Source organism: Specibacter cremeus, assembly GCF_003946885.1.
GTDB classification, from domain to species: domain Bacteria; phylum Actinomycetota; class Actinomycetes; order Actinomycetales; family Micrococcaceae; genus Specibacter; species Specibacter cremeus.
Map to the genome: position 1 here is coordinate 104,046 of NZ_RWKQ01000006.1, position 11,452 is coordinate 115,497.

Genomic DNA, 11,452 nt, shown 5'->3' on the forward strand with positions numbered 1-11,452 from the left:
CTATCTCCATTGCATATGGGGGGTCGGCCGGCGGGCGCCGGGCCGGGTGGCCGCGGTGCCCGCCGGCCGGCGGACCGTCAAGGTCAGACGCGTCCGACGTTCTCGAAGGAAAGTCCCGTGGTGGGCAGCGGCTTGAAGCCGACCAGTTGGTCGTTCCACGCCGTGGGCAGGCTGACGTGGTACACCGGGTACAGGGGGACGTTTTGGGCCACGATGTCGATAACCTGGCCCCAGGTGGCCTTCTGCGCCGCCGGATCCTTTTCGGAGGCCGCCTGGGCCATCAGCTTGGTGACCTGGGCGAATTCCGGCGTGGTGTCCCAGTGGTAGCGGTTCTTCGGCCAGGTGGTCCCGGCATAGAACCAGCTCAACAGCAGGTCCATGTCGTTGCCGTAGATGGAGGGGTCGCCGGAGGCCGCGAGGACCTGGTATTTGCCGGAGCCCACGAAATTGGCGCCGTAGACGTTGGCCGAGGCCTGGGTGTTCAGTGTGGTCGTCACGCCGATGGCGTCCCAGTACTGCTTGACCAGCGGGACGGAGTCCTTGATGAATGCCGTGGTGGTGGTCAGCAGCTCCACGGTCAGGTTCGACTGGCCGGCTGCCGCCAGCAGCGCCTTGGCCTTGGCGGGATCGTAGGAGTAGACCGTGCCGGCCTTCTTGTAGTCCGGGTGGGAGTCTTGGACGTAGCTGGTGGCGGGGGCGCCGTTGCCCAGCAGCGCGGTCTTGACGATCTTGTCGGTGTCGAGCGCGTAGAACAGCGCCTGGCGGACCCGGACATCGTTGAACGGCGCCTTGGCGCAGTTGAACATCAGGAACATGGAATTGAAGGCCGGCACGGACTCGACCTGCGCCTTCGCCTTCACCACGTCGATGTCCAGGTACGGCACGGCCTCGATGGCCTGGACGCGGCCGGACTGGATGGCCGTGGTGCGGGCCGAGTTGTCGGCCAGCATGTACCAGGTCATGGCCGCGGCCAAGGCCGGGCGCGGGCCGTTGTAGGCGTCGAAGCGCTTGAACGCGACGTTGTCGTTCGGGGTCACCGAGACGAAGGAGTACGGGCCGGTGCCGATCGGCTTCGCGTCGAAGGCCTTCTGGTCCGCCGAGGCCACGGCCTTGGGCACCACCTTGACCACGGAGATGCGGGTCCCGAACAGCGGGAACGGCTTGTTCAGCTTGAACTCCACCGTGCTGGCATCCACGGCCTTGACCGAGGCGATGAACGGGATGAACTGGGCCAGCAGGGCATTGTTGGCCGGGTCCAGTACGCGGGTGTAGCTGTAGACGACGTCGTCGGTGGTCACCTTGGACCCGTCGTGGAACGTGGCGCCACTGCGCAGGGTGGCGCGCCAGGTGAGATCGTCAACCTGGGTGGGGAGCGCGCTGGCCAGGGCGGCATACGGGACCCGGGTGGCCGGATCCAGCTCGACCAGGCCCTCGAAGATGTGGTAGTTGGCGGCAGTGGCAACGGCGCTACTGGCGTTCATCGGGTCAAAACCACCGGAGAGGACGAAGGCCGTGCCGGCCTGGATGGTCGCATTCTTGTCGATCTTGCCGGCATTGGCACTGGATCCGGTCTTGGCGTTGGTGGACGCCGGCCCGCTGCAGGCGGCCAGTGAGGCGGTGAACGCGGCGGCCGCGCCCATGACTCCAGCCATCTTCATGAAGTTGCGACGCGACGGATCCTTCAGCGACGGCAGGTTCTCAAAAGTGTTGCTCATTATGGGGCCTCACCAATTTCAGATTATGGGGTTATCGGATGTAGGACGTCCGATGCTGGTAAGGAAACTGTAAGTGCAGTCACAGTGGGTGGTCAAGTGGATTGCGGCCCGCGCTTTGGCTTGCCGGCAAGAAAATGGGTTCGCTGGATCTGGCCAAGAGGTGGGACATCCTATATTGTAGGTTTTGTACCATGTCGCCGGCCGCGACCACGGTGCGGCCCGGGCGCGCAACGCGCCGGTTCGCGTCCAACAAGCAAAGGAGTCCCCGTGTCCGCCATCGTAGTAGGTTCCCGGGCGCGGTACAGCGCCCGGGCGCGCTTGCGCGCTCTTCAGACCGACATCATGGACCTGATCCTGGAGCGCGAACTCGACTCCGGCGACCCGCTCCCGACCGAGAACGAGCTTGCGGCGGAGCTGGGCGTCGGCCGGAACACGCTGCGCGAATCGCTGAAGGTCCTGCAGGCCGTGGGCGTCATCGAGATCCGTCACGGGTTCGGCATGTTCGTCGCCCCGAGCGGCTTCGACGCGCTGGCTGACGGAATGGCGTTCCATGGTCGCCTGTCGCTGCGCCACGAGGGCCATGAGGCCGAGCAACTGGTCGACGTGCGCCAGGCGCTGGAGGCCGGACTCATCGGTGCCAGCATCGATGCCGTGACCACCGAGCAGATGCAGCGCATCGAGGCTGCCGTGATGAAAATGGAGGAAGCGGCCGATCGCGGGGAGACGTTCGCCGAGGCCGACGCCGAATTCCACCGGCTGCTCTTCGAACCGCTCGGCAATGACCTGCTCATGAACCTCATGGCCGTGTTCTGGAAGGTGTACCGCAAGATCCACGTGGAGATCGGGGTGGATGAAGTGGACCTGGTGCACACGGCGGCCGAGCATCGCCGGATCTACGAGGCTGTCGCCGCCAAGGACAAGCCGCTGGCCTCGGAGTTGCTGAGCAGGCACTTCGACGGCATTCGGGCAAAGATCAAGCGGGTCGTCGCCGAGCGCTGATCCCCGTCCCGCCCCGCTTGCCCGAAAAAACAGGAAGCCCCAGTCCAGTGGACTGGGGCTTCCTGGCATGGTGCGCGCGAAGGGATTCGAACCCCCAACCTTCTGATCCGTAGTCAGATGCTCTATCCGTTGAGCTACGCACGCATATTCATTTTTGTTTCCGGCGCTCGGGCCGTGAACAACTCTAACCCTACCGGTGCGCGTTGCACAAATCGCGGCAGGGTGTCCCTCGCGACTATACCGGTCTATGTGAGTTGAATCACTTAAATGAGTCGAGATTGGCGGATGCTTCCGCGGATTCTAGACGATCCTGTGTGTCGGGGCGCCATGAGATCCCACGTCCCCCGGGGCTCCGCCTCGGGGTTGTCCCCCTAGCATTTAGGAACACCACTGACCCGACGAAGGGAAACACGATGGGCCACGTTACGACACAGCAAGCCGTCGACGCCGCAGCCACCACCCATGCCGGTCTGGCCGCATGGGTTGCCGAGGTCGCCGAGCTCACCATGCCGAAGGACATTCGCTGGATCGACGGGTCTGCCGAGGAAAATCGTGAACTCACCGACGAACTGGTCGCCGCCGGGACGCTGACCCGGCTGAACCCGGCGCTTTTCCCCAATTCCTTCGCCGCCTTCTCCGACCCCAAGGACGTGGCCCGCGTCGAGGGGCGCACATTCATCTGCTCCGAGCGTGAGCACGACGCCGGCTTCACCAACAACTGGATGGCCCCGGCGGAGATGAAGACCATCCTCCGGGACCGCTTCCGTGGCAGCATGCGCGGACGCACCATGTACGTCATCCCGTTCGTCATGGGCCCGCTGGACGCCGAGGACCCCAAATTCGGCGTCGAGATCACCGACTCGGCCTACGTCGTGGCCTCCATGCGCATCATGGCCCGCATCGGGACCGACGTCCTGCGCAAGCTCGAGGAGACGAATGCATTCTTCGTCCCCGCGCTGCACTCCGTGGGCGCCCCGCTCGAGCCGGGCCAGGCCGACGTCGCGTGGCCGTGCAATGAGGAGAAGTGGATCGTGCACTTCCCCGAGGAGCGCTCCATCTTCTCGTACGGTTCCGGCTACGGCGGCAACGCGCTGCTCGGCAAGAAGTGCTTCGCGCTGCGCATCGCCTCCGTCATGGCCCGCGACGAGGGGTGGCTGGCCGAGCACATGCTCATCCTGAAGCTGACCAGCCCGGAGAACAAGGCCTACCACGTGGCCGCGGCGTTCCCGTCGGCCTGCGGCAAGACGAACCTGGCCCTGCTCGACCCGACCATCGAGGGCTGGAAGGCCGAGACGCTCGGCGACGACATCAACTGGATGCGCTTCGGCAAGGACGGCGAGCTGCGGGCGGTGAACCCGGAGGCCGGCCTGTTCGGCGTCGCCCCGGGCACGGGGTGGTCCACCAACCCGAACGCCATGGCCGCCATCGCCAAGGGCAACTCCGTCTTCACCAACGTGGCATTGACCGACGACGGCGGCGTGTGGTGGGAGGGCATGACCGACGAGGTGCCCGCTCACCTGACCGACTGGCAGGGCAACGAGTGGACGCCGGAAACCGGGCGACCGGCCGCGCACCCGAATTCACGGTTCTGCACGCCGATCGACCAGGTCGACATGCTGTCCAAGGACTACTACGCACCGGACGGCGTGGAGATCAACGCCATCCTGTTCGGTGGCCGGCGCAAGACCACCATCCCGCTGGTCACCCAGGCGCGCGACTGGACCAACGGCATCTTCATGGGCTCCACGCTGTCCTCGGAGACGACGGCGGCCGCGACCGGCGCCGTCGGCGTGGTCCGCCGCGACCCCATGGCGATGCTGCCGTTCATCGGCTACGACGCCGGCGACTACCTCAAGCACTGGATCACGCTGTCGGCCGGCGCCAACCAGGACCGGCTGCCGAAGATCTTCCTGGTCAACTGGTTCCGCCGCACGGCCGACGGCGGCTTCGCCTGGCCGGGCTTCGGCGACAACTCCCGCGTGCTCAAGTGGGTCATCGAGCGGATCGAGGGCACGGCCGACGCCGTCGAGACCCCGATCGGGTTCGTGCCGACCGGCGAGTCCATCGACCTCACTGGTCTAGACCTGTCGCCGGCCGATGTCGAGGAGGCCGTCAAGGTGGTCCCCGCCGAGTGGGAGGCCGAGCTGGCGGGCATCGACGAGTGGTACGCCAGGTTCGGCGACTCGCTGCCGGCGGAGCTCGCCGACCAGCTGGCCGAGCTGAAAGCCCGCTTCGCCGCCTGACGGTCTCGACAGGCTCGACCACCGGTGATTGAGCCTGTCGAAATCCCGGGTCTCGACGGGCTCGACCAGCGGGTCTCGACGGGCTCGACCACCGGGTCTCGACGGGCTCGACCACCGCGGTGATCGAGCTCGTCGAGATCCTTCAGTTCGCGCCGGCCAGCCACAGATCGGGGCCGAAGACCTCGTAGTGGATCTTCGTGGCCGGGATGCCGGCGTCAATGGCCTGGTTCCGGATGGCCTTCATGAACGGCAACGGCCCGCACACGTACATGGACGCGTTCTCGGGCAGGTCCAGGCCGGCCAGCGACATGAAGCCGGTGTTGATGTGGCTGTTGGCGTCGACGAGTTCGGGTTCCGGCGCCTCGAGCCACAGCCGCAGGTCGGCGCCATCGATCTTCGCCACGTCGGCCGTCATCTGATCCCGCAGGGCCCAGGCGGCCAGGTTCTTCTCGGCGTGCAGCACCAGGACCTCGCGGTCGGAACCCGCATCGGCGAGGGACCGCAGCGCCGATGCCGAGGGCGTGCAGCCGATGCCCGCCGTGGCGAACACGACCGGGCCGTCGCCGTCGTCGAGCGTCACGTCCCCGTACGGGTTGGACAGTTCCAGCACATCCCCGACCCGCACGTCACGGTGCAGCACCGGCGACACCTCGCCGCCGTCGTCGCGCTTGGTGGTGAACACGCGGCGGGTGAGCGAGTCGACGTCCGCGGACAGTGAATACTGCCGGCACTGGCGCAGGCCGTCGGGCAGCGTTACCCTGACGGACACGAACTGGCCGGGGCGGGCGCGGGTCACTGGGGTGTCGTCGGCCGGCTCCAGCACGAAGGTCACGCAGTCGGTGCCCGCATCGTTCTTCTCCACCACGGTCCACGGCGTCCACATCTTGTCGTTCGCCTGGGCGCCGTAAAGGCCCTTTTCGATCTTGATCAGGGCGTCGGCCATGAGCCAGTACACCTCGGTCCAGGCCTCGGCGATCTCGGCGGTGATGACGTCCGCGAGCTCCTCCGCGATGGCCTCGAACAGGTACTTGTAGACGATCTGGTACTGGTCCTCGGTGATGCCCAGGGACGTGTGCTTGTTGGCGATGCGGCTGAGCATCTGCTCCGGGATGATGTCCGGGTTGGCGACCAGGGCGGCGGCGAAGCCCGCGATGGAGCCGGCCAGCGCCTTCTGCTGCTCGCCGTTGGACTGGTTGGCGCGGGAGAACAGGCCGTCGAGCAGCTCGGGGTGCGCGGCGAACATGCGCCGGTAGAAGTTCGGCGTGATGGCGCCGAGGCGGGCGCCGACCAGGGGGAGGGTCGCCTTAATGAGTGGCCGGGACTTTTCCGAGAGCATCGATACTCCTTGGCTGTGCTGAATTGGCTGTGCTGAATTGGCTGGGGTGAACCTGACACCCTTAAAGTAGCATTTGAAATGCTTCTTTAAGTCCGCAAGTTCTACGTGTCGTAGAAAAATTGCCGCAATGGCGCGGATCAGCCCGGCGGCCGTGTGCCCAACGTCACAAACACGGGCCCCATCTGCTTCTTCGTCGGCAGCGCGGAGATGACCACCGGGTCCAGCGACGCGTAGAACGCCTCCCGGGCGGTGAGCAGTGCCGCGCGCAGCGCGCAGTCGCTCACCAGGGGGCAGTCGCCCTTCCCCGAATGGCATTCGGCCAGGTCGCTGCGGTCGTCGAGCATGCGCAGCAACTTCCCGACGCTCAGTGTGCGGCCCGTCGCGCTGATCCGGACCCCGCCGCTGCGCCCCCGCACCGCCTCGACGAAGCCCAATTGGCTGAGTCTCAGCACGGACTTGCTGACATGGTTGTAGGGGGTCCCCACGGCGTCGGCGAGCGCGCGCGTGGTCAGCAGGTCGTCGCCGACCGCCGAGAGCAGCATGAGCACGCGCAGGCTCACGTCGGCGAACTGGTTGATCTTCACTGGTTTGTCTTCAATGGGTCGTCCTCATGGCTGGACTACGTCCAGATGGCCCGTTCGCCGGCCTCTAGGAACGGCTCGTCGAACGTCCACTGCCCCTCGACCTGGCGGTAGGGGCGCACGGCCGCGACGCTGACGCCGGAGCTGTGCTCGGCGATGACGTGGATGGCGTCGGTGTCCTCCTCCGGCAGGTGGATGTCACAGACGACGGCGGCGGCCCGGTTGGTCTCGCGCTGTTGCGTGAGCGCCTCGTACAGGTCGTCGACCATCACGTCGGCGTCGAGGTCCTCCCCCTCCCCGGCGGACGGGGACACGGCGACGAGGCGCATCTCGCCGTCGAGGGCCAGGACCAGAGCCACGGGCAGGAACGCGCCCTGCTCCTCGAGCTGGTCGCCGGCCACGCCCAGGGCCGTGCCGATGAGCGTGTTCAGGTCGTCGCGGACGGCGTCCTCGATCGGGCTGTCGGGTGTTTCGGCCATGGCCGCGGTCTCCTTGGGGGATGGTCCGGTCTACTGGCGGATCAGCGCGAGCGCGCCGTCGCGGATGGTTTCCATGGTGGACCGGTCCACGGCCTCGACGTTCAGGCGCAGGAACGGTTCGGTGTTGGAGGCGCGCAGGTTGAACCACCAGTCGCCGTTCGCGGCGGCGAAGGTGACGCCGTCGAGCTCATCGATCGTGACGTCGTCGTGCGTGTACGCGGCCCGCACCCGGGCGACCGCGGCGGCCACGTCGTCGAGCCTGGAATTGATCTCGCCGCTGGCGACATACGGTTCGTACTCCGCGCCGAGCGCCGAGAGCGGCCCGTCCTGCTCGCCGAGCGCGGCGAGCACGTGCATGGCGGCGAGCATGCCGGTGTCGGCGTTGAAGAAGTCGCGGAAGTAGTAGTGCGCGGAGTGCTCGCCGCCGAACACGGCGCCCTCCTTGGCCATGACGGCCTTGATGAAGGAATGGCCCACGCGGGTGCGCACCGGGCGCCCGCCGTCGGCCGCGACCAGCTCCGGCACGGCGCGCGAGGTGATCAGGTTGTGGATGATGGTCGGGCGGGCCTCGCCGGCGGCCTTCGCCCGGGCGATCTCGCGGCGGGCCACGAGCGCCGTGACGGCCGACGGCGAGACCGGGTGGCCGGCCTCGTCGATGACGAAGCAGCGGTCGGCGTCGCCGTCGAACGCCAGGCCGATGTCCGCGCCGTGGGCGACGACGGCGGCCTGCAGGTCGCGCAGGTTCGCCGGTTCCAGCGGGTTGGCCGGGTGGTTCGGGAACGTGCCGTCCAGCTCGAAATACAACGGCACGATCTCGAACGGCAGCGCCGGCAGCAGCGCCCCGCCCAGCACCGCGGGCGTCGTCATGCCGGCCATGCCGTTGCCGGCGTCGACCACGATCTTCAATGGCCGCGACCCGGACAGGTCGACGAGCGAGCGCAGGTACTCGGCGTAGCTTTTCAGCACGTTCGTGTCGCCGATGGACCCGTGCGCGGCGGCGGCCGGGACGCCCTCGGCCAGGTACTGCTGGGCCAGGTCGCGGATGTCGTACAGGCCGGTCTCGGAGGACACCGGCACGGCGCCGGCCTTGGCCATCTTCATGCCGTTGTACTCGGCCGGGTTGTGGCTGGCCGTGAACACCACGCCAGCCGCGTTCAGCGCGCCACAGGCGAAGTACAACTCATCGGTGGAGATCAGCCCCAACAGCTCCACGGTGGCGCCGCGGCGGGCGGCACCCTGCGCGAACGCCCGGGCGAAGCCGGGGGAGGACGGGCGCATGTCCCCGCCCACCAGCACGCGCCGGCCGGCCAGGCCCAGCACATCGACGAACGCGGCGCCGACGGCCCGGACGGAGTCCTCGGTGATGGTCTCACCGACCAGGCCGCGCACGTCGTAGGCCTTGAAGGAGGCGGACAGGTCCAGGGGGGCGTTCTGCGCGGTAGTCACGCCTCCCATCGTACCGGCCGGTTTTCCACAGACCCCTCCGATCCCGGCGCGGCGTCGGAGCCGGCTGGAATACTGGGGGACATGACTTCCAGCCCAGCCCTGACCGACACCCGCATCCAGGCCCTCGAGGTGCTGCGCCGGCTCGTCGGAAACCCGGACGCCGACTTCCACGACGGGCAGTTCGAGGCCATCGAGGCGTTGGTCGATGGCGGCCGGCGCGCCCTGGTGGTGCAACGCACCGGCTGGGGCAAGTCGGCCGTGTACTTCGTCGCGTCCCTGCTGTTGCGGGCGCGCGGCGCCGGACCCACGCTGATCGTTTCACCGCTGCTCGCCCTGATGCGCGACCAGGTGGCCGCGGCCGAGCGCGCCGGCGTGCGCGCCATGGCCATCAACTCCGCGAACGCCACCGAATGGGGTGAGGTGAGCGCCGCGCTGGACGCGGATGAGGTGGACGTGTTGCTCGTCTCGCCCGAACGGTTGACCAATCCGTCCTTCCAGGAGGCCCACCTGCCGCAGTTGGTGCGCCGCACCGGCCTGCTGGTGGTCGACGAGGCGCACTGCATCTCCGACTGGGGTCACGACTTCCGCCCCGACTACCGGCGCATCGCCGCGCTGATCGCCCAATTGCCGCCCACGGTGCCGGTGTTGGCGACGACGGCCACCGCCAATTCGCGCGTCGTCGCCGACATCGAGGAGCAGCTCGGTGTGGGCGTGCTCACCATCCGCGGGTCGCTGGCGCGCGAGTCGCTGCGGCTGGGCGTCCTGCGCCTGCCCGAGTCACGGGACCGGCTGGCGTGGCTGCTCACGCACCTGGCCGGCCTGCCGGGCAGCGGCATCATCTACACGCTGACGGTCTCCGCCGCCGAGGACACCGCCCGGCTGCTCGCCGAGGCCGGCCATGCCGTCCGTGCGTATACGGGCCGCACGGACCCGGCGGACCGGGAGGCCCTCGAGGATGCGCTGAAGACCAACCGGGTCAAGGCGCTCGTGGCCACGAGCGCCCTCGGGATGGGGTTTGACAAGCCGGACCTGGGCTTCGTGATCCACCTGGGCGCGCCGTCGTCGCCGGTGGCCTACTACCAGCAGGTGGGCCGTGCCGGGCGCGGCAGCGCGAACGCGGACGTGCTGCTGCTGCCCGGAAGCGAGGACGCGGAGATCTGGAAGTACTTCGCCACGGCGTCCATGCCGTCGCCGGAAAAGGCGGCCGCCGTGTTGGCGGTGCTGGGTGAGGCCGGCCCGGCCAGGTCCGTGCCCGCATTGGAGGCCCGGGTGGACCTGCGCCGCACCCCGCTCGAGCTGCTGTTGAAGGTGCTGGCCGTGGACGGGGCCGTGCGGCGCGTGTCCGGCGGCTGGGAGTCCACCGGCCGGCCGTGGGTGTACGACGCCGACCGGTACGCCCGGATCGCCCAAGCGCGCGTGGACGAGGCCGATTCCATGATCGTGTACGAACAGACGGCCGGCTGCCGCATGGAATACCTGGCCGCGGCGTTGGATGATCCGACGGCGGCCCCGTGCGGACGGTGCGACTCGTGCGCCGGGCGCTGGTTCCCCGTCGACGTCGGCGCCGGGGCCCAGGAGACGGCCGGGGCGTCCCTGCGCCAGGCCGGGCTGCCGCTGGACGCCCGCACCATGTGGCCCACCGGCATGGACCGGCTGGGCGTGCCCGTGAAGGGGAAGCTGAAGCCCGGGGAGGCGGTGGCCGGCGGGCGCGCCCTGGCCCGCCTGACCGACCTGGGCTGGGGCAATGCGCTGCGGCCGCTGTTCGCCGCCGGGGCCCCGGACGCGCCCATCGATCCGGCCATGGCCCGGGCCGTCATCGACGTGCTGCGCGACTGGGGGCAGGCCGGCTGGGAGGGGCAGGGGCGTCCGGCCGCGGTCGTGTCCGTGCCGTCACGCGGCAAGCCGGCGCTGACCGGCTCGTTTGCGCGGTCCGTGGCGGAGATCGGCCGGCTGCCGTACCTGGGTGAACTCAGCCCGCAGTTCGGCGGACCCGCGGGCGTTCGCGGCGGCAACAGCGCCTACCGGCTGGCGGCCGTCTGGGACCGGTTGGTCGTGGGCCCGGAGCTTGCGCAGGCGCTGGAACCGCACGCCGGGGCGCCCGTGTTGCTGCTGGACGATCTGGTGGACAGCCGTTGGACGCTGACCGTGGCCGGCCGCGCGCTGCGCCTGGCCGGGGCCGGGCAGGTCCTGCCGCTCGTCCTCGCCCAGGCCGGCTGACCTCATCAGGGTCCGTCACGGCCGCCGCCACCAACAGCAGGAGCGATAAGTTGGAATCATGACCGAGCAGGCTTGGGCCGGATCCGGGAACATCCGGGTACGGGTGCGCGTAACGGGTGTGGTGCAGGGCGTGGGATTCAGATACCTTGCGGCTCGCGCCGCACGCGTGCTGGGCCTGGCCGGGGTGGCGGCCAACCGTGGTGACGGATCGGTTGAGATCATCGCCGAGGGTGCCGGCAACGCCGTTGCCGCGTTGCTGGAGTGGCTCCAGTCTGCCGACGCGCCCGGACTCGTCAATGGCGTGCAGGCGACGTATTCGGAGCCGACGGGAGAGTTCACCGGCTTCGGCATCGGCTAACGCGGATTTCCGCACAGCCGGTTCGCCGCAATCCTCGTGATGTGCTGAGCTCAGCGGTGGTCTGAATGTCCTTGCATC

At 68.5% G+C, this 11,452-nt stretch carries 9 protein-coding genes and 1 tRNA gene; 4 read left to right on the top strand and 6 right to left on the bottom strand.

All coding sequences use genetic code 11. The features are described 5' to 3' along the window. Positions 1-83: 83 nt before the first annotated feature. Positions 84-1,715 (bottom strand): ABC transporter substrate-binding protein, encoded by a 1,632-nt coding sequence (locus EJC77_RS03680; RefSeq protein ID WP_125610216.1) that lies wholly within the window; start codon positions 1,713-1,715, stop codon positions 84-86. A 267-nt stretch (positions 1,716-1,982) separates the two neighbouring features. Here EJC77_RS03680 and EJC77_RS03685 point away from each other — a divergent pair, with 267 nt between their 5' ends. Next, on the top strand, positions 1,983-2,714 hold the full coding sequence (locus EJC77_RS03685) for a FadR/GntR family transcriptional regulator (protein WP_240629742.1): 732 nt from the start codon (positions 1,983-1,985) through the stop codon (positions 2,712-2,714). A gap of 68 nt (positions 2,715-2,782) precedes the next feature. Here EJC77_RS03685 and EJC77_RS03690 read toward each other — a convergent pair. Continuing rightward, positions 2,783-2,858: transfer RNA gene (locus EJC77_RS03690), tRNA-Arg, on the bottom strand. Between the two features lie 269 nt (positions 2,859-3,127). On the opposite strand from EJC77_RS03690, the gene EJC77_RS03695 reads away from it, so the two are divergent. Continuing rightward, the gene (locus EJC77_RS03695; protein ID WP_125610217.1) at positions 3,128-4,957 is read left to right on the top strand and encodes a phosphoenolpyruvate carboxykinase (GTP); all 1,830 of its coding nucleotides are present in this window, start codon (positions 3,128-3,130) and stop codon (positions 4,955-4,957) included. 142 nt (positions 4,958-5,099) lie between these two features. On the opposite strand, the gene EJC77_RS03700 is transcribed toward EJC77_RS03695, so the two are convergent. From EJC77_RS03700 to EJC77_RS03715, 4 genes are all read right to left on the bottom strand, one after another. Further along, positions 5,100-6,293, bottom strand: coding sequence for a globin domain-containing protein (locus EJC77_RS03700; protein WP_125610218.1), 1,194 nt, complete (start codon positions 6,291-6,293; stop codon positions 5,100-5,102). Between the two features lie 137 nt (positions 6,294-6,430). Next, entirely contained in the window at positions 6,431-6,877 is a 447-nt protein-coding gene (locus tag EJC77_RS03705) for an RrF2 family transcriptional regulator (protein WP_125610219.1), read from the bottom strand. Positions 6,878-6,912: 35 nt separating this feature from the next. Continuing rightward, on the bottom strand, positions 6,913-7,353 hold the full coding sequence (locus EJC77_RS03710; RefSeq protein WP_125610220.1) for a hypothetical protein: 441 nt from the start codon (positions 7,351-7,353) through the stop codon (positions 6,913-6,915). Between the two features lie 30 nt (positions 7,354-7,383). Beyond that, positions 7,384-8,808: a phosphomannomutase/phosphoglucomutase gene (locus EJC77_RS03715; protein WP_205786819.1), complete on the bottom strand. Its 1,425-nt coding sequence runs from the start codon at positions 8,806-8,808 to the stop codon at positions 7,384-7,386. A 72-nt stretch (positions 8,809-8,880) separates the two neighbouring features. Here EJC77_RS03715 and EJC77_RS03720 point away from each other — a divergent pair, with 72 nt between their 5' ends. Continuing rightward, on the top strand, positions 8,881-11,016 hold the full coding sequence (locus tag EJC77_RS03720) for a RecQ family ATP-dependent DNA helicase (protein WP_125610222.1): 2,136 nt from the start codon (positions 8,881-8,883) through the stop codon (positions 11,014-11,016). A 58-nt stretch (positions 11,017-11,074) separates the two neighbouring features. Further along, a complete protein-coding gene (locus EJC77_RS03725) occupies positions 11,075-11,374 on the top strand; it encodes an acylphosphatase (protein ID WP_125610223.1) in 300 nt (99 codons plus the stop codon). The last annotated feature ends 78 nt before the right edge of the window (positions 11,375-11,452 follow it).

Bases quoted from the DNA above. Each gene is read 5' to 3' on its own strand.
- EJC77_RS03725 (WP_125610223.1), top strand. From the start codon at position 11,075: ATGACCGAGCAGGCTTGGGCCGGATCCGGGAACATCCGGGTACGGGTG.
- EJC77_RS03700 (WP_125610218.1), bottom strand. From the start codon at position 6,293: ATGCTCTCGGAAAAGTCCCGGCCACTCATTAAGGCGACCCTCCCCCTG.
- EJC77_RS03680 (WP_125610216.1), bottom strand. From the start codon at position 1,715: ATGAGCAACACTTTTGAGAACCTGCCGTCGCTGAAGGATCCGTCGCGT.
- EJC77_RS03720 (WP_125610222.1), top strand. From the start codon at position 8,881: ATGACTTCCAGCCCAGCCCTGACCGACACCCGCATCCAGGCCCTCGAG.
- EJC77_RS03710 (WP_125610220.1), bottom strand. From the start codon at position 7,353: ATGGCCGAAACACCCGACAGCCCGATCGAGGACGCCGTCCGCGACGAC.
- EJC77_RS03715 (WP_205786819.1), bottom strand. From the start codon at position 8,808: ATGGGAGGCGTGACTACCGCGCAGAACGCCCCCCTGGACCTGTCCGCC.
- EJC77_RS03695 (WP_125610217.1), top strand. From the start codon at position 3,128: ATGGGCCACGTTACGACACAGCAAGCCGTCGACGCCGCAGCCACCACC.